This window comes from Propylenella binzhouense (assembly GCF_009866965.1).
Taxonomy (GTDB): domain Bacteria; phylum Pseudomonadota; class Alphaproteobacteria; order Rhizobiales; family Afifellaceae; genus Propylenella; species Propylenella binzhouense.
The window spans coordinates 1-25207 of sequence record NZ_SPKJ01000015.1 but is presented as its reverse complement, the minus strand read 5'-3'; the positions used below and the strand labels follow the sequence as shown (position 1 = coordinate 25207).

Below are 25207 nucleotides of genomic sequence, written 5' to 3'. Positions count from 1 at the left end.
CGTCAAGAGAGAGCGGCCGCAGCAATGCGAGGAAGCCGCTGATGGACTGGTTCGCTCCGATCGACCTCTATTGCGAACGGCTCGGTCCCGGCTTCTGGGCCGAGCCGTTCGGCGCGACGTCGAACCTCGCCTTCATCGGCGCGGCCTCGCTCGCCGGATTCCTCTATCGGCGCGAGCGCAGCAGCGACCCTGCCGTCGCGGCCCTCATCGCACTCGTCTTCGTGATCGGGATCGGCTCGTTCCTCTTCCACACTTTCGCGAACGGCTGGTCCGTGCTCGCCGACACGATCCCGATCGCCGTCTTCATCTACGGCTACCTGGCGCTCGCGCTGCGCCGCTTCGTCGGCATAAGCTGGCCCGCGGCGCTTCTCGGCCTCGTCGTGTTCGCCGCGCTGTCCTTCGCCCTGGAGATCGGCCTCCGCCCATTCCTCGGCGGCTCGGCCGGCTACGTGCCGGCGCTTTTTGCCATGCTGGGGATCGGGCTGCTCCTTTTTGCAAGGGGCCGCCCGGTTGGCGGCACCATCCTGGCCGCCGGAGCGATCTTCCTGGTCTCGCTCGGATTCCGGATCGCCGACCTGCCGCTCTGCCCCGCCTTGCCCATCGGCACGCACTTTCTGTGGCACATCCTCAACGCGACGACGCTCGGTCTCCTGCTCGTCGCCGCGATCCGCTACCCGCCCCCGGACGCAGCCGCGATCCGTCAACCATCCTGAACGCCTCCTGAATCCGCCCCTCAGCGAGGGTTCAAGCGAAGCCGGCTACCGAATCCCCCGGGCAATCGGGGAGGAACGGATGGTTCGCGTGCTCTATCTCGCAATCGTGGCCGGACTGATCGGGGCGGGCGCCGGCGCTGCCGGAGGGCTCGAGAGCCGGGACAGCCGGTTTCCGACGGAAGCGGGACTGGTTCTGATTTACGCCCTGCAGCGCTAGAATGCCGGACGGGGGCTTGCCAGCGTCGGCGAACGGTCCGAATAGACTGCGCCGAACGGACCGACAGTTCCAGCGAAGCCAGATGACCGAAAAGCCCCCGGCGAGCAAAGACCTCGACGCGAATGCGCTCTTCTTCCACCGCTATCCGCGGCCGGGCAAGATCGAAATTCAGCCGACCAAGCCGCTCGGAAACCAGCGCGACCTCGCGCTCGCCTATTCGCCGGGGGTGGCGGCGCCCTGCCGGGAGATCGCCAAGGATCCGAGCGTCGCCACCGAGTACACCGCCCGCGGCAATCTCGTCGCCGTGGTCTCCAACGGCACGGCCGTGCTCGGCCTCGGCGCCATCGGCCCGCTCGCCTCGAAACCGGTGATGGAGGGCAAGGCCGTCCTCTTCAAGAAGTTCGCCGGCATCGACGTCTTCGACATCGAGGTCGACGCCCGGGAAATCGAGCGCTTCGTCGACGTGGTGGCGGCGCTCGAGCCGACCTTCGGCGGCATCAATCTCGAGGACATCAAGGCGCCGGAATGCTTCGAGATCGAGGCCCGGCTCCGCGACCGCATGAACATCCCGGTCTTCCACGACGACCAGCACGGCACCGCCATCATCGTCGGCGCCGCGATCCGCAACGGGCTGGAACTCGCCGGCAAGCCGATCGAGGACGCCAAGATCGTCACCTCCGGCGCAGGCGCCGCGGCGATCGCCTGCCTCGACCTCCTCGTTCTCCTCGGCGCGAGGCGCGAGAACATCTGGGTCACCGACATCGAAGGAGTCGTCTACAAGGGCCGCGCCGCGCTGATGGACCGCTGGAAGGGAGCCTTCGCGCAGGAGACGGAAGCGCGCACGCTCGCCGACGTGATCGGCGGGGCGGACGTGTTTCTCGGCCTCTCGGCGCCGGGCGTCCTGAAGCCCGAGATGGTGGCGCGCATGGCCGAGCGCCCGCTCATCATGGCGCTCGCCAATCCGGAGCCGGAGATCATGCCGGACCTCGCACGGCAGGCGAGCCCGCGCGCCATGATCTGCACCGGCCGCTCCGACTTCCCGAACCAGGTCAACAACGTCCTCTGCTTTCCCTACATCTTCCGCGGCGCGCTCGACGTCGGCGCCACGGAGATCAACGAAGCCATGAAGATGGCGGCCGTGGACGCGATCGCCGCGCTCGCCCGCGAGGAACCCTCCGACATCGCGGCGCGCGCCTATGGCGGCATTTCCGGCGTGTTCGGGCCGGACTATCTGATCCCCTCCCCCTTCGACCAGCGGCTGATCCTGCGGATCGCTCCGGCGGTCGCGCGGGCGGCGATGGATTCGGGCGTGGCAACGCGGCCGATCGACGACTTCGAGGCCTATCACGACCGGCTGAACCGGTTCGTGTTCCGCTCGGGGCTGATCATGAAGCCGATCGTCTCGGCCGCGAAGGCCGCGCGAAAGCGCGTGATCTTCGCGGAGGGCGAGGACGAGCGGGTTCTCCGCGCCGCCCAGATCGCGCTCGAGGACGGCATTGCCGAACCGATCCTGATCGGCCGGCCGAGCGTCATCCAGACCCGGCTCGAGCGCTACGGCCTGCGCATCCGGCCCGACCGCGATTTCGCGGTGGTGAATCCCGAGGATGACCCTCGCTACCGCGAATATGTGGACCTCTACTTCTCGCTGGTCGGCCGCCGCGGCGTGACGCCGGAGGCCGCCCGCACCGCGGTGAGGACCAACACGACGGTGATCGGTGCGCTCGCCATGAAGCGGCGCGAGGCGGACGCCCTGATCTGCGGGATCGAGGGGCGGTTCGAACGGCATCTCCGCGACATCCGCGACATCATCGGCATGGCGCCGGGCGTGAAGGGGCTCTCGGCGCTGAGCCTGCTCCTGTCGAGCCATGGCGCGACCTTCCTCACCGACACGCTGATCCGCCAGGATCCCTCGGCGGAGGAGATCGCGGCGACGACGCTGCTGGCCGCACGCCACATCGAGCGCTTCGGCATTGCGCCCAAGGTGGCGCTCCTTTCGCACTCCAACTTCGGTTCGCAGGACAACCCGAGCGCCCGCAAGATGCGGCAGGCGCTCGAGATCCTCTGGACCACCGCGCCGGATCTCGAGGTCGACGGCGAGATGCAGGGCGACGCGGCGCTCTCGCAGGAACTCCGGCGCAAGAGCATGCCCGGCTGCCGGCTCGAGGGCGAGGCGAACCTGCTCGTGTTTCCGAACCTCGATGCGGCGAACATCGCCCTCAACCTGCTCAAGGTGATGACGGAGGGCCTCCATGTCGGACCGATCCTGCTCGGCTCCGCCATGCCGGCTCACATCCTGACGCCGACGGTGACCTCGCGCGGGGTGCTCAACATGACCGCGCTCGCCGCGGTGGAGGCGCAGGAGGTCGGGTAGCGATCGGCCGTCGCGGCCGGAGAAACGGCGGGCGAGCCGGACCGCGCGGATCCGGCTCCTACGGGCGGGCGGTCAGCGCCGCGACACGGCGTAGTCGCGCAGGACGTTCGCCTCGAGCTCGAGCTCCGCGAGGCGGTGCTTCACCACGTCGCCGACGCTGACGATGCCGATCAGCCTGCCGTGCTCGACAACCGGCAGGTGCCTGATCCGGCGCTGCGTCATGACGCGGGCGATCTGCGCGACGTGGTCGTCGGGCGAGCATGTGATCACGCTCTTCGTCATGAGCTCGCCGACCGGCTTGTGCATGAGCTCCGCCCCGTGATCGGTGAGCCCCCAGGCTATGTCACGCTCGGACAGAATGCCGTCGATGCTGTTTCCGTCGGAGCTCACGATCACCGCACCGATCTTCTCCATGCGGAGGCGATGGACAACCATCTCGATCGTCTGCTCGGGCCGCACGGTGACGACCGCAGAGCCCTTGGCGGACAGAATTTCGGCGACGTTCATACAAGATTCCTTTCGCAGCCAAGCCCCCTGTCCGAGGCGGGTGGCGCATGGACGTCCCCGTCGCGGGCGAACTCCCGCCGGAAGCTTATCACCGAACCCAACCGCCTGCGCCCCCTGCGCCAATCGGACGCTATGCCGGCATCGGCAGGGAACGGCCGGAGCCGGCATCATTCTTCCGCGTGCGGACGCGGCCCCCTCCAGGGCCGTTTCGACCAGGCTGCGGATGAAACCCTCCGGAAGGCGTTCGTCCGGCTGCATGCGGACAGGCCGCTGCACGACCGGCGTCACCAGCATCGCGCGCAGGATTTCCGGGTCGAGGTGATGGCGGGGCTCCCCGCGCTCGATCCAGGAACGGACGAGATGGCGGACCATGCGCGCCGAACCCGCGACCTTCTCCGTCGTCATCGCCGGACCTGATCCGGCGCTCCAGGGTGCGGCGAAGCAGACCGGACGCCGCCGGAAGCTTGGGATGAGGAGGTGCATCGCGGCGCGGCCCTCGGCCTCGTGCTGAGGAGCGAGGCGAAGCGGAGCCTCGAAGGGCGAGGCTGCCCCGAGAAACCGACGCTAGCCCCTCACCCAGTCCGCGCAGCGTGGCGGCTCTTCGTCTCCCCACGGCATGATCGGCACGGTCGAGGTGGAGTTCTTCGGCGAGCCCTCGATCAGCTTGTCGGAATAGACGAGGTAGACGAGCACGTTCCGCTTGGCATCGCAGCCCCGCACGATCTGCATCCGCTTGAAGATGAGCGAGCGCCGCTCGCTGAAGACCGTATCGCCCTGGTCGAACTTCTCCGTGAAGCGGATCGGGCCGACCTGGCGGCAGGCAAGCGAGATGTCGGACACTTCCTCCGCCACGCCGAACATGCCGGCCACGCCGCCCTTCTCCGGCTGCGTGTAGTGGCAGGCGACGCCCTCCACGACCGGATCGTCTATGCCGTAGACCGCGAGCTTGTGGTCCGGCGTAAGCAGCTTGAACACGGTCGACTTCTTGAAGATGAGGTCCGGCCCCTCGGCGAGCGCCGGTCCGGCAAGAACGAGGGCGAGGACGAGGGCAAGCCAGCGGCGCATGGGATCCTCCTTGGGGACGGCGGTCACATAGGTCGGCGCCGGCGCGGATGCGAGGCCGCCGCGATGCCGGCGGGTTCAGCCGACATTCAGCCGAGGCTTGCATGATGCGCCGCTCCGGCCCTTATGCTGATCGAGAACAGGGAGAACCGAGTTGTTCCGACGCGCGATCCTCTGCTTCGCCCTGGCAGCGATGGCGGGAGGCGGCCAAGCCGAGGCAGCGAGCTGCCGCGCGCTGCAGACCGAGCTCGCCCGGCTCCAGAACGGAGGAAGCCAGTCCGCGCTCGTCCTGCAGTACCAGCGGGCATACCAGGAGCAGGCCTATGTCCTGCAGCAGGCCCGCAACCGCGCGCGCCAGGCCGGCTGCTTCGGCGGCGGCTTCTTCATCTTCCGCGCGCAGCCGCAGCCGGCCTGCCGCACGCTCCTTCCGAAGATCGATGCGATGGAGGCAAATCTCGCCAAGCTCGACCGGCTGCGGGCGCGCGCCGGCGGCGCGGGCATATCCGGCGACGTCCGCCAGATCAGGACCCTGATGGCGCGGCAGGGCTGCGGGCGCGAGGCGCTCTCGAGCGGCTCCGAGAGCGGCGAAAGCCTGCGCAACCTGCCCGAGGCGCCGGCAGGCGCACCAGGCCCGGGCGCTCCGCAAACCTTCGCCGGGCGGGGCACCTACCGGACGCTCTGCGTGCGAAGCTGCGACGGCTACTACTTCCCGGTGAGCTTCGCGACCACGCGCGAGAAGTTCGCGAGCGATCTCGAGACCTGCCAGGCGCTCTGTCCCGGCACCAGGGTCGACCTCTATTTCCATCCGAACCCGGGGACGGATTCCGAGGCGATGATCTCCCTCGCCGGCACGCCCTATTCGGAGATGCCGAACGCCTTCAAGTACCGGCGGACGTTCGACAAGAGCTGCACGTGCGGCGCGGACCGGCCGCGCAACTTCTCGGTGGTCTCGACGGCGTTCAGCGCTCCCAAGCCTGCCGATGGTCCGGACCAGACCGCTTCCGTCGATACGGTCGCCCCGCCCGAGCCCCGGCCGGGATTCGGAGAGGACCCGGAGACGCTCGACAACAGGGCCGGGAACTACGCGCCGAAGGCTTCCGCGACCGCCGGCGCGGTCGCCTCCAAGGAGGTCAGCCCGCCGGAGGAGAAGAAGATCCGCATAGTCGGGCCAGCGTATTGGGGCGCCCGACAAAAGGAAGAAGTGCTGCTAACTCCGGTCCCGAACTGAGCCCGGTGAGCGCCAGGCGGAGCGGCATGAAGAGCGCCCTGCCCTTCCGACCGGTCGCCGCCTTCAGCCGTCCGGTCCAGACCGACCAGGTCGAGGCGTCCCACGGCTCGGGCGGAAGCAGCGCCGCCGCCTCGGCCAGGAACGCGCGATCGGCCTCGGCGACCGCCGGCTCGACCGCTCCGGTCGCGATCTCCCACCAGCGTCGCGCATCGGCCACGCGCTGGAGATTTCCCCGAACGGCGAGCCAGAACGCCGCCCCTCCGCCGATTCCGAGATCGGCGAGGCGTTCGGCCACGGCCTCATAGGGAAGCGTGGCGACCAGACGTGCGTTGAGGGCCTCCAGTTCCTCCAGAGCGAAGCGCGCGGGCGCCTTGTTCACCTTTTCGGGCGCGAAGAGCGCCGCAAGCTCGTCGAGCGACCCGACGGGCCGGATCGCCTCCGCCGTTCCGATCAGGGTGGCGAAGGCCGCAACCGCGAGCGGCTCGATGCCCGCGGCCCGCAGCGACGCAAGCGAGAGCGCGGCATTCCGCTTCGACAGCGCCTCGCCGCTCGATGCCTGCAGGAGATTGTGGTGTCCGAAGACGGGCGGCTCGGCTCCGAGCGCCCGGAAAAGCGCGATCTGCGCCCCGGTATTCGTGACGTGGTCGTCGCCGCGGATCACGTGCGTGATGCCGAGATCGATGTCGTCGACAACGGACGGCAGCGTGTAGGTGAAGCTGCCGTCCGCACGCACGAGGACGGGGTCCGACATCGAGGCGATGTCGATCCCCTGCTCGCCCCGGAAGAGATCCGTCCAGCCTATCTCGGTCCGGCGCGGCGCCGTCGGATCCTCGGCGAAGTTCGGTAGCAGAAAGCGCCAGTGCGGCCTGCGACCCTCCGCCTCGAGGGCATCGCGCTCGGCCTCGGAGAGTGCAAGCGCCCGCCTGTCATAGACGGGGGGGAGCCCGCGGAGCCGCTGTCGCCTGCGCTGCCTGTCGAGCTCCTCCGCCGTCTCGTAGCAGGGATAGAGCACGCCTTTGGCCCTGAGGCGGCCGGCCGCCGCCTCGTAGACCGCCAGCCGGTCCGACTGCCGCTCCACGCGATCCGGCGCGATGCCGAGCCAGCGCAAATCGGCCGCGATCGCCTCGGCAAATTCGGGCCGCGACCGCTCGGCGTCGGTGTCGTCGAAGCGCAGCAGGAAAGCGCCGCCCCGCGACCTGGCATAGAGCCAGTTGAAGAGCGCCGTCCGGGCATTGCCGATGTGAATGCGCCCGGTCGGCGACGGGGCAAAGCGGACGACCGGGCTCATCGCCGGCCCCTCTCGGCCTCGGAGGACCAAGGGCATGCGGGATCGCGCCCGGTCGGCGTTGCGGCACAGATGCCCGGCGGGTCGTCGCGGTGCGGATCGCTCATGGCGCGCCATGTAGACCGCCAGCCCCACCGCGGCAATCAGCGGGCGGGAAGCTTCTCCGGCGCTTGCGCGAGCAGGTTCGCGAGATCGAGCCGGCGCGTCACCATGGCAAGCTCGCCGTCCGGCCCGCGCGGCCAATCCGCTTCCGGCCTGTCCCAGTAGAGCTCGATCCCGTTCTCGTCCGGGTCGCGCAGGTAGAGCGCCTCGCTGACGCCGTGGTCCGAAGCGCCGTCGAGCGGAATGCCGGCTTCGACGAGACGCCGGAGGGCGTCGGCGAGTTCCGCCCGCGTCGGGTAGAGAATCGCGACGTGGTAAAGACCGGTCGTGCCGGGCGCAGGCGGATGGCCACCAAGGCTCTCCCACGTGTTGAGCCCGATGTGATGGTGATAGCCGCCCGCCGACACGAAGGCGGCGCGCGTCCCGTAGCGCTGCGTCAGCTCGAAGCCGAGGACGCCGCAATAGAAGGCGAGCGCCCGGTCCAGGTCGGCGACCTTCAGGTGGACGTGGCCGATACGCACGCCCGGACCGATCGGACCGCGCGGGCTCGCAGGCGGATCCGACGGATCGTGGTGGTGGTTCATCGTGAAATCTCCCCGGCCACCGGCGCGGCGGCCCGTCACGGGGAGAGATACGGAACAGCACCCGCCGCCGCCAGCCGCCGAATCGGCGACGCAGCGTTCACGGCCGGCCGTCAGGAGAGCAGGCCGAACCGCGTCAGCGCCGCGACGATCCAGACCAGACCGGCCGTCAGGAGCGCGAAGAACACGGCGGCGGAGGCGAGGTCCTTCGTCACCCGGATCGCCTCGTGCCGTTCCGGCGTGACGTGATTGCAGAGCCGCTCCACGGCCGTGTTGAGGAACTCAACGACGAAAACGAAGAAGAGGCTCCCGACAAGCGCCATCCAGGTCCAGGCCGAAGAGGCGACGACGAAGGAGAGCGGCAGGAGGATCGCGGCGATCGCGAATTCCTGCTGGATGGCCGCCTCGGTCCGCAGCCCGGCGCGGATGCCGCGGGCGGAGTTGAGCGCGGAATCGACAATGCGGCCGAGGCCACCCTGTCCCGGCAGCGCGGAGGGCCGGCGGCCATTGCCGAAGACGGCGCTGCGGGGCGGCTCCCCGATCTCCTCGGTGCTCATCTTCCCTGCCTGGTCGTGTTCGCCGCCCGCCCGCCGCGCGGCGGGCCGGCCGTGTGCCGCAGCACGCCGGTCACACGGTAGCGATCCCGGCGCCAACCGGCAAATCCCCGCGGAATCGGCCGGCCGGCGTCGCCGGCCGGAACGGGTCACGCGCCCTTCGCGACCCTGGCATGCTCCCCGAACTGCTCCTTGTTCAGGAGCTCGGCCACCAGGAAGGCGAGCTCGAGCGCCTGGTCGGCGTTGAGCCGCGGGTCGCAATGCGTGTGGTAGCGGTCGGACAGGTCCTGCTCGGAAATCGCACGCGCGCCGCCCGTGCATTCGGTGACGTTCTTGCCGGTCATCTCGATATGGATGCCGCCGGCATGGGTCCCCTCGGCGCGATGGATGGCGAAGAAGTTCTCGACCTCGCGCAGGATCAGCTCGAACGGCCGCGTCTTGAAGCCGGTCGCGGCCTTGATCGTGTTGCCGTGCATCGGGTCGCACGACCACACGACCGCGGAGCCCTCGCGCTCGACCGCCCGGATGAGGCGCGGCAGGCGCTCGGCGAGCCTGTCAGCCCCGAACCGCATGATCAGCGTGAGCCGGCCGGGCTCGTTCTTCGGGTTGAGAAGCGCGATCGAGCGGACGAGCTCGTCCGGCTGAATGTTCGGCCCGCATTTCAGCCCGATCGGGTTGTTGACACCGCGGCAATATTCGAAATGGGCGTGATCGAGCTGCCGCGTGCGCTCGCCGACCCAGATCATGTGGCCCGAGGTCGCGTACCAGTCGCCGGTCGTGGAATCGATCCGCGTCAGGGCCTCCTCATAGCCGAGGAGCAGCGCCTCGTGGCTCGTGAAGAAGTCGGTCTGGCGCAGCTCCGGCGTCCGGTCGGCATCGATGCCGATCGCCCGCATGAAGCCGAGCGTCTCGGTGATCCGGTCGGCGAGTTGCTCGTAGCGCTCGCGCTGCGGGCTGTCCGCCACGAAGCCGAGCATCCACTGGTGCACGTGCTCGAGGTTCGCGTAGCCACCCTGCGCGAAGGCGCGCAGAAGGTTCAGCGTCGCAGCCGACTGCCGGTAGGCCATTTCGAGCCGGACCGGATCGGGCGTGCGGGCCTCCTCCGTGAAGTCGGTCGCGTTGATGATGTCGCCGCGATAGCTCGGCAGCAGCTTGTCGCCCTGACGTTCCATCGGCTCGGAACGCGGCTTGGCGAACTGGCCGGCGATGCGGCCAACCTTCACCACCGGCGATTTCGCGGCGAATGTGAGAACCACCGCCATCTGCAGGAAGACGCGGAAGAAATCGCGAATGTTGTCGGCGCGGTGTTCGACGAAGCTCTCGGCGCAATCGCCGCCCTGGAGCAGGAACGCTTTGCCCGCCGCGACCTCTGCGAGGTGACGCTTCAGCGCCCGGGCCTCGCCAGCAAAGACGAGCGGCGGATAGGTCGCCAGGCGCCCTTCGACCTGCGCCAAGGCCTCCCTGTCCGGATAGTCCGGCACCTGCACGATCGGCTTCGACCGCCAGCTCGCCGGTGTCCAATTCTCGCTCATCACAGGCTCCCGAAACTCACCTGCCGCACTCCGGCGGCCACTTCTTCACTCCGAACGACACGGGTTCGGCGGAACGCCCCCGCCGCCAGGCCACAGCCCTGGCGGGAGCTTATATAGAGATCGCGCCGGTCCCGCCAGACAAAGGCTATCCCCGGGCGCGCCGGACCAAGCCCATCCGAGCCGCCGCGACATCATCCGGAATCGCCGGACCGCCGACAGCATGCTAGGGCTGTCGCCCCACCAGAGTCGGCCTCCATGCATTCGATCCTCGTCGCGATCCTCGCATTCTCCTTCATCAGCAGCGCTCCGGCCGAAACCGCGCATCCGGCAGAGGAACAAGCACGCCCGATCGAACGGCAGCTCTCCCCGGACGAGATGACCGACATCCGGGCCGGCCACGGCAGGGCCATGTCGCTCGCCGCCGAGATCAACGGCTATCCCGGCCCGGACCTCGTTCTCGGCCTGTCCGATGCGCTCGGCCTCGACGACGAGCAGAAGCGCGAGGTGGAGGAGATCGCGGCGGAGATGCAGACCGAAGCCGGCGAGCTCCGCGCCCGCCTCGCGCAGCAGGAGGCTGCGCTCGACCGCGCCTTCGCCGACCAGACGATCACGCCCGAGGGGCTCTCCGCCGCCATCCTCGAGATCAACCGGACGCAGGCCCAGATCCGGACCGCCTATCTCCGCCACCACATCGCGACGGCCGCCGTGCTCGATCCCGCCCAGCGCGCCCGCTATGCGGAGCTGCGCGGCTATTCCTCGCCCGCGCGCCAGGCCCGCCTTTAGGCGGCCGCGAGCACCAGGTGCGGCCGACGGCCTTGGCCGTCAGGCGGCGACGGTCTCTCCGGACCTGATCCGCTCGGTCGGACCGGAGAAGGTCACGAGTTCCTCCGCCGCGGTCGGGTGCACCGCCATCGTGCGATCGAAATCGGCGATGGTGGCACCCATCTTCAGCGGGATGCCGAGAAGCTGCGCCATCTCGCCCGCATCCGGCCCGAGCACATGGGCGCCGAGCACCTTCCCCGAGGCCGGCTCCACGACCAGCTTCAGGAGCATGCGGTCCGAGCGGCCCGACAGCGTGTGCCGCATCGGCCGGAACACTGCCTTGTAGATGTCGAGATCGCGATGGCGCTTGCGCGCCTCGTCCTCCGTGAGGCCGACGGTGCCGATCTCCGGATGCGAGAACACCGCGGTCGCGACGAGATCGTGGTCGGGCCTGGTCGGCCGGCCGCGGTAGACCGTCTCGACGAAGCACATCGCCTCGTGGATCGCGACCGGCGTAAGCTGCAGGCGGTCCGTGACATCGCCGATCGCCCAGATGTGTCCGGCGGCGGTCCGCGAGTATTCGTCGACGATGACGCCGCCGCGGGAATTGAGCTTCACGCCCGCTTCCGCCAGGCCGAGGCCCGCGCTGTTGGGAAGGCGCCCGACGGCGAGCATGATCGCGTCGGCCTCCTCCACGGATCCATCGGACAGCAGGGCCCGCAGGCGACCGTCCGAAAGCTTCTCGATCCGGCTGAAGATCGTCTTGCAGCGAACGCGGATACCTTTGTTTTCGGTCTCCGCATGGAGGAGGCGCCGGAGGTCCATGTCGAAGCGGGAAAGAAGCTCCGGGCCGCGATAGACCAGCGTCGTGTCGACGCCGAGACCGTTGAAGATCCCGGCGAACTCCACCGCGATATAGCCGCCGCCCGCAATCAGGACCTTCTCCGGAAGGCGATCGAGGTGAAAGGCCTCGTTCGAGGTGATGCAGTGCTCGTGGCCGGGCAGGTCGGCGTGCGGGTTCGGCCTGCCGCCGGTCGCGACGAGGATCGTGTCGGCCGTCACGGTCCGGCCGAGCGCCTCCAGCCGGACCTCGTGCCCGCCGGCGAGAACCGCCCGGCTCTCGAAGAGCTCCACGCCGGCACGGCCGAGATTCGCGCGGTAGATGCCCTCCAGGCGGGCGATCTCGCGGTCCTTGTTGGCGACGAGCGTCGGCCAGTCGAACCGTGCCTCCCCCAGCGTCCAGCCGTAGCCGGCGGAATCCTCGAACGCCTCGGAGAACTGCGATGCGTAGACGAAGAGCTTCTTCGGCACGCAGCCGCGGATGACGCAGGTTCCACCGACCCGATCGGCCTCCGCGATCGCCACCCGGGCGCCCGCCTCGGCCGCCTTGCGGGCGGCGCGCACGCCACCCGACCCGGCGCCGATCACGAAGAGGTCGTAGTCCCGCGCCATCGCAGGCCTACTGAGCCTGGGGCTTCGCAGTGGTGCCCGGCTGCTCGAGCTTGCTCGTTTCGTCCTTCACCATCGCGTTGAGCTCGTCGGTGACGCGCTTCGCGATCTCCTGCCCGATCTCCTGAGCCCAGTCATCCGCGACCTCGAGCTGGCGGCCCAGCACCTGGGGCTGGATTTCGGCGAAGCGCTGCCCGGCCGGCGAGTTGTAGAAGTCGAGCACCGCCCGCAGCTGATCCTTGTCGAAGAAGCCGGCCCAGACCTCGGCGAGCCTGTCGTCGAGATCCTTCCGACGATCGACGAGATCGAGGGCGACCTCGTCGACCACCTTGATGACGCCGAGCTGCATCTGCGGATTGGACCGGATGAAGGTGGTCTTGGCCCGCTCGGCGACGTTCGGCAGGATCTCGTCGAACATGCGGCCCGAACCGCTCGCCCGGACGACCTTGTGCGCGATCGCGAGGGTTTCGGCATCGGGTGCGGAAGCGGGAGCGGGGCTCTGCGCAGATGCCGGCGCGGCCATTGCCACGGCGAGCGCCAGAGCGGCGGCGCGTACGAAACGTTTCATCGAAGGGACTCCGTTTGCGGCGTCGGCCCGGACGCCGTGCATTCGTTGACAGGCCGGGCGCCTCACGCCCCGATCTCCTTCAGACCGTCGGGAAAGGCGACGAGCGCCAGATCGGCGAAGTCGAGGAACAGACCGTGCTCGACGACGCCCGGCAGCGCCGAGAGCCTGCAAGCCAGCGGTTCTGGGTCCGGAATGCGGCCAAATGATGCGTCCACGATCCAGTTGCCGCCGTCGGTCACGACCGGCGCGCCGTCCCGGGTCCGGAGATCGAGCGCGCAGCGAAGGCCGCAATCGATCGCCGCCCGCTCGACCGCCAGGGTGGTGGCGGTCGCGCCGAACGGAACGATCTCGATGGGCAGCGGAAATGCCCCGAGCGCATCGACGAGCTTGGAGCCGTCGGCGACCACGATCATGCGCTCCGCCGCGTAGGCGACGATCTTTTCCCGAAGCAGCGCCGCGCCCCCGCCCTTTACGAGCGAGAGGCCCGGGCCGATCTCGTCCGCGCCGTCGACGACGAGGTCGAGCTCCGGATAGTCGTCGAGCGTGGCGAGCGGGATTCCGGCCTCGCGCGCGAGCGCGGCCGTCGCCTCGGACGTCGGAACGCCGACGACCTCGAGCCCGGTCGCCACGCGCCGGCCGAGAGCCCTGACGAAATGGGCAGCCGTGGAGCCGGTACCGAGCCCGATCCGCATGCCGTTCCGGACATGGGAGAGCGCGGCCTCCGCAGCGGTTCTCTTCAGTTCGTCAGCCATCGCCCTACCGATCGGCCAGCGGCCAGTGTGGGCCGCATAACACAGGGCGTCCCTTATCGCCATCGCGGCATGCCGCCGGGGCCGTCCGCCGCATGCGCGGGCGTGCAGCCGCGGCCAATCCCGGTATAGTGCCGTGATGCCTGATTCCCTCCTCGTCTTCGATCTCGACGGCACCCTCGTCGACACGGCGCCGGATCTCCTCGCGGCGCTCGACGCCGTGCTCCGCGAGCACGGCTTTCCGCCCGCGGGACCATCCGCACGGGACGGGATCGGCCACGGCGCCCGCCACTTGATCGAGGTGGCGCTCCACCGCCAGGGAACGGTGGCGTCCTCGGCCCTCCTCGACCGCATGCACGCCGATTTCCTGCGCCACTATTCGGCGCATATCTGCGACGGCAGCCGCCCCTATCCGGGCGCCCTCGAGGCGCTCGACGCCCTCGAGGCGGCCGGCTGGCGCTTCGCCATCTGCACCAATAAGCTCGAGGGCCTGTCGCGGGAGCTGCTCACCACGCTCGGCATTGCCGAACGGTTCCTGGCGATCTGCGGCGCCGACACGTTCGAGATGCGCAAGCCGCATCCCGGACACCTGCTGCGCACGATCGCGCGCGCCGGCGGCGACCCGGACCGCGCCGTGATGGTCGGCGATTCAAGGACCGACGTGGAGACGGCCCGCGCGGCGGGCATTCCCTTCGTCGGCGTCAGCTTCGGCTACACGCCGGTCCCGATGGCGGAACTGGTGCCGGATCTCGTCATCGACCGCTATGATGCGCTCACGGCGGGCGTGCTCGACGGCCTGCTCGCCCGGCGCGCGCGGGCGGAGGCGTCTTGACGCCGCCGGAGGCGCTACCTATTAGTCACCCACCCGCGCGGGACCGCCGCGGAACGGGCGCGTAGCTCAGCGGGAGAGCACTCCCTTCACACGGGAGGGGTCACAGGTTCAATCCCTGTCGCGCCCACCATCCTCGCGATACCGCTTTTCGACGACCGATGCCGCGGCGCTCCGGAACGAGAGGCGCTGCCGAGGCCGCCCTGCAGCCGCCGGACAGGCGTCCTCCAGGCACCGAAGCACCTCGGGCTATTCCTTGCCGTCGACAGACTGTCGGCCGAAAGTGTTCAATTCTTCCCACTCCCGCCTTCTGGAGACCGCACGATGAATGACCCTCTGGACGAACTCGATCGCCGCGAGAAGGAGCTCGAGGCGCAGCTCGCGAGCCTCAGGGAGGAGCGCCACCGGATCGTCTGCGAAGCGGCGGGCGTGAAGGAAGGCTCGATTATCGAGAAGGACGGCAGGCGCTACCGGGTCGCGATGCTGAAGACGCATGGCCGTTCCGGCCCGACCGTCTACGGGAACCCGCAGAGGAAGGACGGGTCCTACGGCACCGATAGACGATATCTCGGCGGAGACGGCTGGCGGGTGGTGGAGGCGTGAACGAAAGGACGGGGCGGTAATAGGCCGCAGGCACCTGCGAGAATGCGTTCCAGGCAAGGATGTTGCAGGTGCGAGAACCCCGTTTCGCAGCCGCGTTCCCCTCCCGGCGCGCTGGACAACGGGAGTCGGAGGGGGAAGACTGCGCGCGCCGGAACCTCCGGTGCAAAATACAAAGGAGCAAGACATGGCTGCCAATCCTGATCGCAAGCGCCTCCGCGAGGTGAACGAGGAACTGAAGCGGACGCGCGAGACCGCAACCAGGGCACGAGACGAGGCCAAAACCGCCGCCGCCCGGGTGAAGGAACTGCAGGCCGAGCGAATCGAGCTGAAGGCGAAGGTCGACGCCGAACCGGCGAGCGCCTGATTTCCTCAGATTGGCGGTCGGGGCTCTCCCCGGCCGCCTTATCGGGTTCACGGCAATGCCGTTCTTGAACTGGAGGGTTGCTTGCGGACTTCATCTATCGGCGGCGGACTGTCGCTACAGACCTAAAGAGGCGGTCGTTGGGACTGCGCGGCCAACCAACAAAGAATCGAGACGAATAGCAGCGAGCCTTGAACAAAAGCGTTTGCAGGAACTTTGCGAAAAGATCAACTGCTTACGGACTCCGCGCCGAAGCGAACGCCGTCGCCGAGATGGCCGTGATCTAAAACATGGAGCGGCCTCTAGAACTCAGACGCTTGCCATCCCTAATGTGTGGATTGCACACTTCATTGACTCAACTTGACTTTCAATTCGGTTTCTGACGAAGTCATACACTTCGTAGTCGACCCGGTTCCGTTCTCGGAATAGCTCACGATATCGTTCCTTGTCGTCTATCTCATTAGGGACTGTTGGCGCGGACTCACGTTCGCGAGTTTCCTCTTCCGGCGCTTCAGCGTTTATCAGCTCGAAGAGCATGAGCCGACAAATTGAGTATCGCTCAATTGTCCCGACAAATACATAATCTCGCCGCAGAATTTCAATGCACTTCTCAGCACTTGGTTCTTCATCTCCGGTTATGTATTTGGCCATGGCATTTGCGGAGTGCTCGAATTCAATAAAATTAGAAAAATCCGGGAACCGAGCGATAAATTCGTTATGCTGTGGATGCGTTGGAGTCTGTTGATAGCGATATGATGATACCAAACGGTCGAATGGCTCACGCAATAACGTGAACATTTTCACATTTCCAAGAGAAAGTATTCTCTCAACGTGAGTACGAAGTAGATGTCCGGATACAAACCGGCGCGGACGCTCGGCGTGCTTAATAAAGAAGTCATCACATGCAAGATTTAGCAATATTATCGGCGTACGAAGCGCCGGATCATCCGGAATTACAGCGCCTTCATAAATGTTATATTGTGACCTCGTGGCGTTAACCAGCTCTGCACGGAGAGAGCTTCCAGCCGTTTTCGGGATGTGATGGAATAACCATAGCGTGTCCTTCGTTCCCATGTTTTCCAGCACGAACTGGATCATATCGTTACTATCAAGATTCCCAGTCACAACTGCCCTCCTGAGTTCGACCGCACGATAACGGCGGCTGCTCGGCCAGTCTATACCAGATCGATCCCACTGCTGAGACACGCGACAAGATGGCCATCGGAGACGACGGCATCACAGCGACGTTAGGCGCAACCCGTGGACCATTGACGCAACTTGGAGGCAACGACACACAAGAAAAACGCGCCATCAAAGAAAAGAAAACAGAGCAGATGAGGGACTAGCCGCCGAATCGACACGCTTTAGAAAGTACTGATTGACGACTTCTCGTGGCTGGTTTAGTTAGTTGACTATTTCCTAGTCACCGATGCTCTTGTAGAACAGAGAAGCTTCCTGATCATCCATGGTCCTGGGCCGTCCGCTCTCACCTTGATCTCGCGCTGAGTGGCCAGATTGCAACGCTTGAAAGGAGCCAGCGCGCCCAATTGGATACGACCCAGACGGGGTATGCGTGCGGGGTGGACTCTCGCTTGGAAACGATCACAATGACGGGGCTGGATTGACCGCGATCAAACCAACAAAGGAGCCGAGACATGGCACCGAATCCGATTCGTAAGCGCTTGCGTGAGGTCAACGAAGAAATCGCCTCCATTCGGGAGACAGCCGCCAGAGCCCGCGAAGAAGCTAAGGCCGCGAAGTTCCGCCTCGACGAACTCAGGGCCGAGCAGCAATCGCTGAAGGAGCAGGTTGCTGCGCTCCCGACGGAGTGAGGCTTGTTGGTGGCCGACTGCGGCCGGTCACCACCTCGTCGGTCGCGCGCGGCATATGGCCTTTGTTCATATTTTTTCGGAGCATTAGGAAACATGACGGACCACGCTCTTCGCCAACGCATTGTACAGGCCATCATTTATGCCGACGAACTGCCTTTTGTGTACATACAGAACCCCAAGGTTGCCTGCACAACTATCAAGGCTTCTCTCTGGGAATACATAGATACAATGCGTGGAAAGGTGACGTTCGTTGGAAATGCACATGATCGCAGGGCGAGCCCCTTTGTTAATGTGTTCAACGGCAATTATGATTTTTCGTCGTTCTCAGGAAAGCCGTTTGTGACAATGGTACGCAACCCGTTTTCCCGAGCTGTTTCGGCATATAGCGATAAGATTGGTAACGTCCGCAGCAATCATGCATGGGAAAACTTTTGTCGCATCCATGACATCGATCCAACTCTAACAAAGCGCGACTATTCCTTTCTAGACTTTCTACGCACCTTGGCGTCTAGCCCAGATACGACCACATGGGATCAGCACTTTCGGCCGCAATATCTTGATATTTTATACCATTCTACGGAATTTGCATTTATTGGGAGACTTGAATCGGCGCAGGATACTTTTGCCTATATGACCTCAGCCGGCGTTCCCATTGAGAACCGAGTGCTTGGCGCGAGTCGCATCAAAACTCCCACTGTCCAATATTATAATGACGAGGCAATTCATCTCGTCAGAACGATATATGCGGAAGATTTTCGACTGTTTGGCTATTCGACCGAGTTGAGCGAAATGCGTGAGTTTGGCGAGATGGTACCGCCCGAGCGGCCGGACGAGGTTATTAATATCATCCGAGGATCAGTGGAGGTGGCCCAACCCGCCTAGCCGGAGGGCCGAAGGCGGACGGGCGGAGATCGCCGCCCGTCATCGCCTCCTGGTCGGCCGCCGGCAGCGGGCGGCGTGCTCACGCGAATGCGAATGCCGCTCCGCCGCGTCCCGTGCGATGATCCCGCCGTCCGGAGGTGACGCGCCATGCAGCGCAGGGAAGCGGCGGTCGCATTGCTCGCCCGCGTTCTCCTTTCCTACTTCTTCATCTGGGAGGGGTGGCTCGCCATCCTCGGCTATGCCGGCGTGGCGGACTACATGCGGAGCTACGGCGTGCCCGCATTCCTGTTGCCGCTCGTCATCCTCTCGGAACTCGGGGGCGGCCTGCTCGTGCTCGCGGGGCTCCTCACGCGGCCCGCGGCGTTCGGCCTGACCGGCTTTTCCGTGCTGGCGGCGCTCTTCTTCCACCTCGATTTCGCTGATCAGATGCAGGCGTTCCACTTCCACAAGAATATCGTGATCGCCGGCGGAATGCTGGCGCTGGTGGCGTTCGGCCCGGGCGACTGGTCGCTCGACGCCTTGCTGGCCCGTCGGCGCGCGGCCAGGATAAGCGGGGGAGCGGCCGCCCGGGCCGCTCCGATCGGCCCTGTCTCGAGCCGGACCTGATGCCAGGGGTGTCCCGGGGCCCGGGTCAGCCCTTCACCGCTTCGATCGCCTCGGCGAGATCCTCGTATTCCTCGCAGGTCGTGCCGCAGAGCCCGCGGATCACGTCGAGCTGCTCCTGCGCGAGATCGAGCCTTCCCTTGATGACATAGGCCTCGCCGAGATATTCGCGGACCTGCGCATAGGTCGGGTCGAGCGCCGTCGAACGCAGGTAATAGCCGATCCCCTCGTCCAGGCGACCGAGCTTGCGGGTGGCGTAGCCGCGATAATTGAGCGCCCGCGCGGTGTTCGGATCCCGGAGCAGGTCGAGCACTCCGAGCGCCTCGTCGAAACGTTCCGCCTTGGCGAGCGCGAAGGCGTATTCGGCCATCTCCTCGTCGGGCAGCGCGTCGCGCGACGCGGTCACGCACATGTGCTTCTGGCGGTCCCAGACGAGGCCCTTCCGGCAGGTGTTCAGGTCGGTCGCGCGGCCCTGGCCGCGGGCACCCTCATTGCCGCCCGTGCCGCCGCCTCCCGCGCTGCCTCCTCCGGAACTGCCGGCGCCGCCCGCGCCGCCACCTCCTCCGCCTCCTCCGCCGCCGGCCGCCATCGCCGACGAGGCGAGCGTTCCCGACACCACCATTCCAAGCGCAAGCGCGGCAGCGAGCAACGCGCTCCCCGCCCGGCCATTCACTGCTGAGAACATGACGGCTTCCTCCAGCGGCGCGAGAGCCATCCAGCGCGGCTCCGTCGCGACTGCCGCCGAGAGACCGTAGCTTCCCGCCCCCCGATCTCGAATCACGCTTCGGCGCGAGACTTCACGTCTGCGTGGCCCGCGCGGCTTAACGGATTGCCAAGCCGGCAATGCTAAGCTCTTCTCACTCGAGTTGCTTAGCGGGTATCAGTCGGTCATGAAGTCCATACTTGCAGTCGCTGTCGCGGCCACGTTGTTCTCAGCGGTCCAATCCGAAGCGCTCGCGGCCATGACGGCAGGCACGCAGCGCTTCTTCGATCCTGCGACCAAGACCTGGATCACCTACGGACCCGGCGCGCGGTCCCACAAGAATCCCGTGCCGCGCACGGTGGTCGACTATGACGGCCCGTACGGCGCGAACACGATCGTCGTCAACACGAGCGAACGCCGGCTCTATTACGTCCTCGGCGACGGCACGGCGATCCGCTACGGCGTCGGCGTCGGACGCGAAGGCTTCCAGTGGGCGGGCACCCATCACATCACCCGCAAGGCGGAATGGCCGGGCTGGACCCCCCCGCCCCAGATGCGCAAGCGCCAGCCCGGGCTGCCGCTCCACATGGAAGGCGGGCCCGGCAACCCGCTCGGCGCGCGCGCCATGTATATCGGCAACACGCTCTACCGGATCCACGGCTCCAACGAGCCCTGGACGATCGGGCAGGCGGTCTCGTCGGGCTGCCTCCGGATGACCAACGAGGACGTCGTGGATCTCTACGAGAAGGTGAGCGTCGGCACGCGGGTGGTCGTCCTGCGCTGATCGCAGATTTCATCCTCCGGGGTGCGGCCGGCGCTTGCGCCGGCCGTTCGCGTCTCAGCTGCGGCGGCTCCGGGAGAGGCCCTTCTCCTCGATCTCGGCGAGATAGCGCGCCCAGATCTGCTCCCGGTCGCGGCCGAGCTTCAGCAAATAGGGCCAGGAATAGATGCCGGTGTCGTGCCGGTCGTCGAAGCGCAGCCTGACGGCGTAGTTTCCGACCGGATCGACCGCCGCGATGGCGACGTCCGCCTTGCCGGCGACGGTCACGCGCTGTTCCGGCGAGTGCCCCTGCACCTCGGCCGAGGGCGAGACGACCCGAAGCAGCTCCGCGCCGAGCTCGTAGCTCTCGCCGGTGTCGAAGCGCACGGTGAGGGTCCGCCTGTCCTTTGACAAACGGATTTCGGTCGGCCAGGGTTCGGCCATTCTATCCTCCTCATCGGACAGGCGCCGGGGCTTGGCCGGCGCGGGCAAATCACTACATTGGGCGGCGAAGCGCTTCGGGCATCACGGCCGCCCGGAGAGGGAGGCACAAGTGGCGATCACGCTCATCCAGACCGTGGAGCAGACCGGACCGCGCATGGTCGACCCGTTCGGGCGGGCGATAACCTATCTGCGCGTATCCGTCACCGATCGCTGCGACTTCCGCTGCGTCTACTGCATGGCGGAAGACATGACGTTCCTGCCGAAGAAGGACCTGCTGACGATCGAGGAGCTCGAGCGGCTCTGCATGGCCTTCATCGCCAAGGGCGTTCGGAAGATCCGGATCACCGGCGGCGAGCCCCTCGTCCGGCGCAACATCATGACGCTGTTCCAGGCGCTCGGCCGCCAGGTCGGCGCCGGGCTCGACGAGCTGACCGTGACCACCAACGGATCGCAGCTCGAGCGTTTCGCCCAGCCCCTCTACGATGCCGGCGTGCGGCGCATCAACGTCTCGCTCGACACGCTCGACCGCGCGAAATTCAAGGCGATCACGCGCTGGGGCGAACTCGGAAAGGTGATGGCCGGGATCGACGCCGCGCAGAAGGCCGGGCTCCAGATCAAGATCAATGCCGTTGCCCTCAAGGGCGTGAACGAGGCGGAGCTTCCCGAGATGATCCGCTGGGCTCACGGCCAGGGCATGGACATGACGCTCATCGAGACGATGCCGATGGGCGACATCGACGGCGACCGCACCGACCAGTACCTCCCGCTCTCGCTCGTGCGGGCACGCCTCGCCGAGCTCTTCACCCTCGAGGAGAGCGCCTATCGCACGGGCGGCCCGGCCCGCTACATGCGCGTGGCGGAAACCGGCGGCAGGCTGGGCTTCATCACGCCGCTGACGCACAATTTCTGCGAGAGCTGCAACCGGGTCCGCGTCACCTGCACCGGCACGCTCTTCATGTGCCTCGGCCAGGAGGACGCCGCCGACCTCCGCGCACCGCTCCGCGCCTCGGAGGGCAACGAGCTCCTCGACAAGGCGATCGAGGAGGCGATCTCGCGCAAGCCGAAGGGTCACGACTTCGTGATCGACCGGCGGACGAGCCGGCCCGGCGTCAAGCGTCACATGAGCGTCACCGGCGGCTGACGCCTTCCGGCTCCGCGCCGACATCTTTCCACGCCTCTTTGTCCCCCGGACCTGCGACAGGTCCGGGCGGATCCTCGATCGGTTCCCATGCGCCCAATCAGTTCCGGCTCGGACAATCGCCGCGGCATCGTCCTGATGCTCGCCGCCATGGCCGCGTTCCTCGGCAACGACACGCTCGTGAAGCTCACGGCGGCCGATCTTCCGGTCGGACAGATCATCTTCCTGCGAAGCCTCTTCGCGACACCGCTTCTGCTGGCGGTCGGCATCATCCAGGGCGAGCGCCTGCGCCATTCCCGGACGCTGCTCCATCCCTCCGTCGCGCTGCGGACGCTCGGAGAGATCGGCTCGACCAGCTTCTACTTGAGCGCACTCGCCCATCTTCCGATCGCGAACGCGACCGCAATCCTTCTTCTCGTGCCCCTCGCGACCACCGCAGGCGCATCGCTCTTCCTGGGCGAGCCGGTCGGCGCCCGGCGCTGGGCGGCGATCGCCACCGGCTTTCTGGGCGCGCTCGTGATCGTCAGGCCCGGAACGGCCGGCTTCGACCACTGGTCCGTGCTTGCGCTCGTCTCCGTGCTCTTCGTGACGACGCGCGACCTTTCGTCCCGGCTTCTCCCGGACCGGGTGCCGGTCTTCACCGTCTCGGCGCTCACGTCTCTTGCGACCGGTTGCGTCGGCCTGCTGATGCGGCTCGGAGAGGACTGGCAAGCGGTCCCCGCCGTCGATCTCGTCCGGATCGCCGGCTCGGCCGCCCTCCTCTCGGCCGGCTACGTCCTGATCCTCCGCGCGATGCGCAGCGGCGATGTCGCGGTCGTGGCCCCGTTCCGGTACTCCAACATGATCTGGGCGATCGCGCTCCAGGTCGTGGTCTTCGCCGCATGGCCGGACACGGCGACCCTGATCGGCAGTGCCATACTCGTCGGCACCGGCCTCTACACCTTTCACCGGGAACGCAGCCGCGGCAAGGTGAAGCCGGCGTCGGCCGCGCTCGCCGGGCCGAGTCCCGAATGAACGCGCCCGCTCCGGAAGCATTCGCCCCGCCCGGGAGCGGAACCGCGGGCGGCAGGCGGCGACCTCCGATTCTCGCGCTCGTGGCGATCTCGTCGGTCTCGCCGTTCGCAATCAACGTGATCGTGCCCTCGATGCCGGCAATCCAGCGCCATTTCGGCGCCGGCTACGGTACGGTCCAGTTCGTCCTCTCCCTCTTCCTCGTCGCGGTCGCCGCCGGCCAGATGCTGGTCGGCCCCGTTTCGGACCGCTTCGGGCGCAGGCCGGTCCTGCTCGCCGGCTTCGTGCTGTTCACGGTGTCGAGCGCGGCGGCCGCCGCCGCGCCGACGATCGGCGTCCTGATCGCCCTCAGGATCGTGCAGGGTGTCGGCGGCTGCGTCGGCATCACGCTCGGGCGCGCCATCGTCCGGGACCTCTTCGACAGGCGGCAGGCCGCGAGCATGCTCGGCTATGTCACGATGGGCCTTGCGATGGCCCCGATGGTCGCGCCGTTCTGCGGCGGGATCCTGCAGGAATTCATCGGCTGGCAGGCGGTGTTCCTGTTCATGGCGGCATTCGGGCTCGCCTGCCTGGCGATCACGTGGGCCTATATCGGCGAGACGAACCTCGCGCGCACGCCCCACCTCAGCTTCAGCACGATGGCGCGCGACTTCCGCCTGCTCCTCTCGGAGCGCCCGTTCCGCCTCTATACGGCGAGCACGGGCCTGACGGCGGGCGCCTTCTTCGCGTTTCTCGGCGGGGCGCCCTTCGTTTCGGAGCACATCCTGGAGATCGGCCCCTCGGTCTACGGCCTGTGGTTCGGCCTGCTCGCGATCGGCTACGCGATCGGCAACTACGTCACGGCCCGGCTCACGGAACGGCTCGGCCTGTCGGTCCTCATCCTCTGGGGTTCCTATCTCGCGCTGCTGGCGACCGCCGCGGCCATGGCGCTGTTCGCTGTGGGCTATCCCGAGCCCTGGGCGCTCTTCCTGCCGATGGCCGTCGCGGGAATCGCGAACGGCCTGGTCCTGCCCAATTCGCTGTCGGGCGCGATCAGCGTGCGGCCCGAGATCGCAGGCGCCGCGGCCGGCCTGACGGGCGCCATCCAGATCGCCACGGGTGCCGTGTTCTCGACCTTGGTCGGAACGCTCCTGCAGGGAAGCGCGACCGCCCTCCCGATGTTCTGGGTGATGCTGGCTGCCTCGGCCGTCGCCCTGGCGGCCGCCCACGCAATCGGCACCGGCCGCCGCTGAGGCGGTCCGCAGCCCGCCGCAGGGCGCTCAGCCGAGGTCGATCTCGCCTTCCACCACGTGATGCAGGTCGGTGCCCTCGGCCGTGACGACGGCGCGCACCTTGAGCTTGCCCCCGAGATGGGCCTCGCCGACGACGCGTTCGATCTCGCGCTGCGAGGTCACGCCGACCTGCTTCAGGAACTTCCGCATCGACATGTTGAACCGGTCTTCGTTGCGCTCGTCCGACATTGCCTACTCCTCGATCACGATCCGCGGCGCCTGCCGGGTCCCGCCCGCGCGATGGGCCTGAACGCCGTCCCAGGCCTTGCGGGCGATCTCCCTATAGATCGCCGCGTGCGGGCCGTCGGGATCGGCGACCACCACCGGCACGCCGGCATCGGAACGCTCGCGGATCTCCATGTGGAGCGGAACCGCTCCGAGGAACGGCGTGCCGATCCGGCCGGCTTCGGCCTCGGCGCCGCCATGGCCGAAGATGTCCGAGCGCCCTCCGCAATGCGGACAGACGAAGTAGCTCATGTTCTCGACGATGCCGAGGACCGGCACGTCCACCCGCCGGAACATGTTGAGGCCCTTGCGCGCGTCGATGAGCGCGAGGTCCTGCGGGGTGGAGACGATGACGGCGCCGGCGAGCGGAACCTGCTGCGCCATCGTGAGCTGGGCGTCGCCGGTGCCGGGCGGCATGTCGACGACGATCACGTCGAGTTCGCCCCAGGCGACCTCCCGCAGCATCTGCGTGAGCGCGGACACCACCATCGGCCCGCGCCAGATCATCGGCGTGTCCTCGTCCACGAGGAAGCCCATCGACATGACCTTCATGCCGTAGCCGTCGAGCGGCTTGAGCACGCGGCCGTGAAGCGGCTCCGGCTTTCCCGAGAGATGAAGGAGCCGCGGCAGCGACGGGCCGTAGATGTCGGCGTCGAGCATGCCGACCCGCAGCCCGTTGGCCTGGAGCGCGAGCGCGAGATTGACGGCGGTGGTGGACTTTCCGACGCCGCCCTTGCCCGAAGCGACGGCGATGATGGCGTCGACGCCCGGCACGCCCGGCTTCTGCTGCTGGGCGCCTGCTCCGGCCGGCGTCCGCGGCGCGGCGCCGCCCGCCGCCATCGGCGAACCGCGCGGAGCCGGGGCC

The 25207-nt window shown here is 67.3% G+C and carries 29 protein-coding genes and 1 tRNA gene; 16 read left to right on the top strand and 14 right to left on the bottom strand.

Features of this window, described 5'->3' with window-relative positions; genetic code table 11:
• Positions 1-41 precede the first annotated feature (41 nt).
• The 3 genes from E4O86_RS07030 to E4O86_RS07020 all read left to right on the top strand — a co-directional run bounded on the left by E4O86_RS07030 (position 42) and on the right by E4O86_RS07020 (position 3301).
• Positions 42-713, top strand: a complete 672-nt coding sequence (locus E4O86_RS07030) for a ceramidase (RefSeq protein ID WP_161139814.1) — start codon at positions 42-44, stop codon at positions 711-713.
• A gap of 79 nt (positions 714-792) precedes the next feature.
• Entirely contained in the window at positions 793-930 is a 138-nt protein-coding gene (locus tag E4O86_RS07025; RefSeq protein WP_161139813.1) for a hypothetical protein, read from the top strand.
• Between the two features lie 82 nt (positions 931-1012).
• A complete protein-coding gene (locus tag E4O86_RS07020; protein ID WP_161139812.1) occupies positions 1013-3301 on the top strand; it encodes an NADP-dependent malic enzyme in 2289 nt (762 codons plus the stop codon).
• A 72-nt stretch (positions 3302-3373) separates the two neighbouring features.
• Here E4O86_RS07020 and E4O86_RS07015 read toward each other — a convergent pair whose 3' ends face one another.
• A complete protein-coding gene (locus E4O86_RS07015; protein ID WP_161139811.1) occupies positions 3374-3808 on the bottom strand; it encodes a CBS domain-containing protein in 435 nt (144 codons plus the stop codon).
• Positions 3809-4372: 564 nt separating this feature from the next.
• Positions 4373-4873 (bottom strand): CreA family protein, encoded by a 501-nt coding sequence (locus E4O86_RS07010; protein WP_161139810.1) that lies wholly within the window; start codon positions 4871-4873, stop codon positions 4373-4375.
• 151 nt (positions 4874-5024) lie between these two features.
• Here E4O86_RS07010 and E4O86_RS07005 point away from each other — a divergent pair, with 151 nt between their 5' ends.
• Positions 5025-6098, top strand: a complete 1074-nt coding sequence (locus E4O86_RS07005) for a DUF2865 domain-containing protein (protein ID WP_161139809.1) — start codon at positions 5025-5027, stop codon at positions 6096-6098.
• Here E4O86_RS07005 and gltX read toward each other — a convergent pair.
• From gltX to E4O86_RS06985, 4 genes are all read right to left on the bottom strand, one after another.
• Positions 6001-7386, bottom strand: a complete 1386-nt coding sequence (gene gltX / locus E4O86_RS07000) for a glutamate--tRNA ligase (protein WP_161139808.1) — start codon at positions 7384-7386, stop codon at positions 6001-6003. The two genes, E4O86_RS07005 and gltX, sit on opposite strands and share 98 nt — an antisense overlap.
• A gap of 140 nt (positions 7387-7526) precedes the next feature.
• Entirely contained in the window at positions 7527-8069 is a 543-nt protein-coding gene (locus tag E4O86_RS06995) for a VOC family protein (protein WP_161139807.1), read from the bottom strand.
• A gap of 110 nt (positions 8070-8179) precedes the next feature.
• Positions 8180-8623, bottom strand: a complete 444-nt coding sequence (locus tag E4O86_RS06990; RefSeq protein WP_161139806.1) for a diacylglycerol kinase — start codon at positions 8621-8623, stop codon at positions 8180-8182.
• A 146-nt stretch (positions 8624-8769) separates the two neighbouring features.
• Positions 8770-10152: a class II 3-deoxy-7-phosphoheptulonate synthase gene (locus E4O86_RS06985; protein ID WP_161139805.1), complete on the bottom strand. Its 1383-nt coding sequence runs from the start codon at positions 10150-10152 to the stop codon at positions 8770-8772.
• Between the two features lie 255 nt (positions 10153-10407).
• Between E4O86_RS06985 and E4O86_RS06980 the strand changes: the two genes are divergently transcribed.
• Positions 10408-10935 carry a Spy/CpxP family protein refolding chaperone gene (locus E4O86_RS06980; protein WP_161139804.1) on the top strand — a complete coding sequence of 176 codons (528 nt, stop codon included), beginning with the start codon at positions 10408-10410 and terminating at the stop codon, positions 10933-10935.
• 39 nt (positions 10936-10974) lie between these two features.
• Here E4O86_RS06980 and gor read toward each other — a convergent pair whose 3' ends face one another.
• The 3 genes from gor to rpiA all read right to left on the bottom strand — a co-directional run bounded on the left by gor (position 10975) and on the right by rpiA (position 13683).
• The gene (gene gor, locus E4O86_RS06975) at positions 10975-12366 is read right to left on the bottom strand and encodes a glutathione-disulfide reductase (protein ID WP_161139803.1); all 1392 of its coding nucleotides are present in this window, start codon (positions 12364-12366) and stop codon (positions 10975-10977) included.
• A gap of 7 nt (positions 12367-12373) precedes the next feature.
• Entirely contained in the window at positions 12374-12931 is a 558-nt protein-coding gene (locus E4O86_RS06970) for a DUF2059 domain-containing protein (protein WP_161139802.1), read from the bottom strand.
• Positions 12932-12993: 62 nt separating this feature from the next.
• Positions 12994-13683 (bottom strand): ribose-5-phosphate isomerase RpiA, encoded by a 690-nt coding sequence (rpiA, locus tag E4O86_RS06965; protein ID WP_161139801.1) that lies wholly within the window; start codon positions 13681-13683, stop codon positions 12994-12996.
• Between the two features lie 136 nt (positions 13684-13819).
• Here rpiA and gph point away from each other — a divergent pair, with 136 nt between their 5' ends.
• The 4 genes from gph to E4O86_RS06945 all read left to right on the top strand — a co-directional run bounded on the left by gph (position 13820) and on the right by E4O86_RS06945 (position 15476).
• A complete protein-coding gene (gene gph / locus E4O86_RS06960; protein ID WP_161139800.1) occupies positions 13820-14512 on the top strand; it encodes a phosphoglycolate phosphatase in 693 nt (230 codons plus the stop codon).
• A gap of 55 nt (positions 14513-14567) precedes the next feature.
• Positions 14568-14642, top strand: a tRNA-Val gene (locus E4O86_RS06955).
• A gap of 191 nt (positions 14643-14833) precedes the next feature.
• The gene (locus E4O86_RS06950; RefSeq protein WP_161139799.1) at positions 14834-15112 is read left to right on the top strand and encodes a hypothetical protein; all 279 of its coding nucleotides are present in this window, start codon (positions 14834-14836) and stop codon (positions 15110-15112) included.
• Positions 15113-15296: 184 nt separating this feature from the next.
• The gene (locus E4O86_RS06945) at positions 15297-15476 is read left to right on the top strand and encodes a hypothetical protein (protein ID WP_161139798.1); all 180 of its coding nucleotides are present in this window, start codon (positions 15297-15299) and stop codon (positions 15474-15476) included.
• Between the two features lie 306 nt (positions 15477-15782).
• Here E4O86_RS06945 and E4O86_RS06940 read toward each other — a convergent pair whose 3' ends face one another.
• Positions 15783-16598, bottom strand: coding sequence for a sulfotransferase family 2 domain-containing protein (locus tag E4O86_RS06940; RefSeq protein WP_161139797.1), 816 nt, complete (start codon positions 16596-16598; stop codon positions 15783-15785).
• Positions 16599-17128: 530 nt separating this feature from the next.
• Here E4O86_RS06940 and E4O86_RS06935 point away from each other — a divergent pair.
• The 3 genes from E4O86_RS06935 to E4O86_RS06925 all read left to right on the top strand — a co-directional run bounded on the left by E4O86_RS06935 (position 17129) and on the right by E4O86_RS06925 (position 18793).
• On the top strand, positions 17129-17305 hold the full coding sequence (locus E4O86_RS06935) for a hypothetical protein (protein ID WP_161139796.1): 177 nt from the start codon (positions 17129-17131) through the stop codon (positions 17303-17305).
• A gap of 93 nt (positions 17306-17398) precedes the next feature.
• Positions 17399-18187, top strand: coding sequence for a sulfotransferase family 2 domain-containing protein (locus E4O86_RS06930; RefSeq protein WP_161139795.1), 789 nt, complete (start codon positions 17399-17401; stop codon positions 18185-18187).
• Between the two features lie 147 nt (positions 18188-18334).
• On the top strand, positions 18335-18793 hold the full coding sequence (locus E4O86_RS06925; RefSeq protein WP_161139794.1) for a DoxX family protein: 459 nt from the start codon (positions 18335-18337) through the stop codon (positions 18791-18793).
• A 25-nt stretch (positions 18794-18818) separates the two neighbouring features.
• Here E4O86_RS06925 and E4O86_RS23160 read toward each other — a convergent pair whose 3' ends face one another.
• On the bottom strand, positions 18819-19475 hold the full coding sequence (locus tag E4O86_RS23160; protein WP_425500114.1) for a tetratricopeptide repeat protein: 657 nt from the start codon (positions 19473-19475) through the stop codon (positions 18819-18821).
• Positions 19476-19680: 205 nt separating this feature from the next.
• Here E4O86_RS23160 and E4O86_RS06915 point away from each other — a divergent pair, with 205 nt between their 5' ends.
• The gene (locus tag E4O86_RS06915; protein WP_161139793.1) at positions 19681-20277 is read left to right on the top strand and encodes a L,D-transpeptidase; all 597 of its coding nucleotides are present in this window, start codon (positions 19681-19683) and stop codon (positions 20275-20277) included.
• 54 nt (positions 20278-20331) lie between these two features.
• Here the strand turns inward: E4O86_RS06915 and E4O86_RS06910 are convergent, their stop codons facing one another.
• The gene (locus E4O86_RS06910) at positions 20332-20697 is read right to left on the bottom strand and encodes a gamma-butyrobetaine hydroxylase family protein (RefSeq protein WP_161139792.1); all 366 of its coding nucleotides are present in this window, start codon (positions 20695-20697) and stop codon (positions 20332-20334) included.
• Positions 20698-20851: 154 nt separating this feature from the next.
• Between E4O86_RS06910 and moaA the strand changes: the two genes are divergently transcribed.
• The 3 genes from moaA to E4O86_RS06895 all read left to right on the top strand — a co-directional run bounded on the left by moaA (position 20852) and on the right by E4O86_RS06895 (position 24078).
• Positions 20852-21838 carry a GTP 3',8-cyclase MoaA gene (moaA, locus tag E4O86_RS06905; RefSeq protein ID WP_161139849.1) on the top strand — a complete coding sequence of 329 codons (987 nt, stop codon included), beginning with the start codon at positions 20852-20854 and terminating at the stop codon, positions 21836-21838.
• Positions 21839-21925: 87 nt separating this feature from the next.
• Positions 21926-22849 (top strand): DMT family transporter, encoded by a 924-nt coding sequence (locus tag E4O86_RS06900; protein ID WP_205520750.1) that lies wholly within the window; start codon positions 21926-21928, stop codon positions 22847-22849.
• Positions 22846-24078, top strand: a complete 1233-nt coding sequence (locus tag E4O86_RS06895; RefSeq protein ID WP_161139791.1) for a multidrug effflux MFS transporter — start codon at positions 22846-22848, stop codon at positions 24076-24078. The genes E4O86_RS06900 and E4O86_RS06895 overlap by 4 nt, the downstream gene beginning before the upstream one ends.
• A 27-nt stretch (positions 24079-24105) precedes the next feature.
• On the opposite strand, the gene E4O86_RS06890 is transcribed toward E4O86_RS06895, so the two are convergent.
• Together E4O86_RS06890 and E4O86_RS06885 are read right to left on the bottom strand one after the other, a co-directional pair.
• Entirely contained in the window at positions 24106-24306 is a 201-nt protein-coding gene (locus E4O86_RS06890) for a DUF6494 family protein (protein WP_161139790.1), read from the bottom strand.
• Between the two features lie 3 nt (positions 24307-24309).
• On the bottom strand, positions 24310-25207 hold an 898-nt coding region (locus E4O86_RS06885; protein ID WP_161139789.1), incomplete at its 5' end, for an Mrp/NBP35 family ATP-binding protein.

Excerpts from the sequence above, each read along its gene's own strand:
- E4O86_RS07030 (WP_161139814.1), top strand. The coding sequence starts at position 42 with ATGGACTGGTTCGCTCCGATCGACCTCTATTGCGAACGGCTCGGTCCC.
- E4O86_RS07025 (WP_161139813.1), top strand. The coding sequence starts at position 793 with ATGGTTCGCGTGCTCTATCTCGCAATCGTGGCCGGACTGATCGGGGCG.
- E4O86_RS07020 (WP_161139812.1), top strand. The coding sequence starts at position 1,013 with ATGACCGAAAAGCCCCCGGCGAGCAAAGACCTCGACGCGAATGCGCTC.
- E4O86_RS07015 (WP_161139811.1), bottom strand. The coding sequence starts at position 3,808 with ATGAACGTCGCCGAAATTCTGTCCGCCAAGGGCTCTGCGGTCGTCACC.
- E4O86_RS07010 (WP_161139810.1), bottom strand. The coding sequence starts at position 4,873 with ATGCGCCGCTGGCTTGCCCTCGTCCTCGCCCTCGTTCTTGCCGGACCG.
- gltX (WP_161139808.1), bottom strand. The coding sequence starts at position 7,386 with ATGAGCCCGGTCGTCCGCTTTGCCCCGTCGCCGACCGGGCGCATTCAC.
- E4O86_RS06995 (WP_161139807.1), bottom strand. The coding sequence starts at position 8,069 with ATGAACCACCACCACGATCCGTCGGATCCGCCTGCGAGCCCGCGCGGT.
- E4O86_RS06990 (WP_161139806.1), bottom strand. The coding sequence starts at position 8,623 with ATGAGCACCGAGGAGATCGGGGAGCCGCCCCGCAGCGCCGTCTTCGGC.
- E4O86_RS06985 (WP_161139805.1), bottom strand. The coding sequence starts at position 10,152 with ATGAGCGAGAATTGGACACCGGCGAGCTGGCGGTCGAAGCCGATCGTG.
- E4O86_RS06980 (WP_161139804.1), top strand. The coding sequence starts at position 10,408 with ATGCATTCGATCCTCGTCGCGATCCTCGCATTCTCCTTCATCAGCAGC.
- gor (WP_161139803.1), bottom strand. The coding sequence starts at position 12,366 with ATGGCGCGGGACTACGACCTCTTCGTGATCGGCGCCGGGTCGGGTGGC.
- E4O86_RS06970 (WP_161139802.1), bottom strand. The coding sequence starts at position 12,931 with ATGAAACGTTTCGTACGCGCCGCCGCTCTGGCGCTCGCCGTGGCAATG.
- rpiA (WP_161139801.1), bottom strand. The coding sequence starts at position 13,683 with ATGGCTGACGAACTGAAGAGAACCGCTGCGGAGGCCGCGCTCTCCCAT.
- gph (WP_161139800.1), top strand. The coding sequence starts at position 13,820 with ATGCCTGATTCCCTCCTCGTCTTCGATCTCGACGGCACCCTCGTCGAC.
- E4O86_RS06950 (WP_161139799.1), top strand. The coding sequence starts at position 14,834 with ATGAATGACCCTCTGGACGAACTCGATCGCCGCGAGAAGGAGCTCGAG.
- E4O86_RS06945 (WP_161139798.1), top strand. The coding sequence starts at position 15,297 with ATGGCTGCCAATCCTGATCGCAAGCGCCTCCGCGAGGTGAACGAGGAA.
- E4O86_RS06935 (WP_161139796.1), top strand. The coding sequence starts at position 17,129 with ATGGCACCGAATCCGATTCGTAAGCGCTTGCGTGAGGTCAACGAAGAA.
- E4O86_RS06930 (WP_161139795.1), top strand. The coding sequence starts at position 17,399 with ATGACGGACCACGCTCTTCGCCAACGCATTGTACAGGCCATCATTTAT.
- E4O86_RS06925 (WP_161139794.1), top strand. The coding sequence starts at position 18,335 with ATGCAGCGCAGGGAAGCGGCGGTCGCATTGCTCGCCCGCGTTCTCCTT.
- E4O86_RS23160 (WP_425500114.1), bottom strand. The coding sequence starts at position 19,475 with ATGTTCTCAGCAGTGAATGGCCGGGCGGGGAGCGCGTTGCTCGCTGCC.
- E4O86_RS06915 (WP_161139793.1), top strand. The coding sequence starts at position 19,681 with ATGAAGTCCATACTTGCAGTCGCTGTCGCGGCCACGTTGTTCTCAGCG.
- E4O86_RS06910 (WP_161139792.1), bottom strand. The coding sequence starts at position 20,697 with ATGGCCGAACCCTGGCCGACCGAAATCCGTTTGTCAAAGGACAGGCGG.
- moaA (WP_161139849.1), top strand. The coding sequence starts at position 20,852 with ATGGTCGACCCGTTCGGGCGGGCGATAACCTATCTGCGCGTATCCGTC.
- E4O86_RS06900 (WP_205520750.1), top strand. The coding sequence starts at position 21,926 with ATGCGCCCAATCAGTTCCGGCTCGGACAATCGCCGCGGCATCGTCCTG.
- E4O86_RS06895 (WP_161139791.1), top strand. The coding sequence starts at position 22,846 with ATGAACGCGCCCGCTCCGGAAGCATTCGCCCCGCCCGGGAGCGGAACC.
- E4O86_RS06890 (WP_161139790.1), bottom strand. The coding sequence starts at position 24,306 with ATGTCGGACGAGCGCAACGAAGACCGGTTCAACATGTCGATGCGGAAG.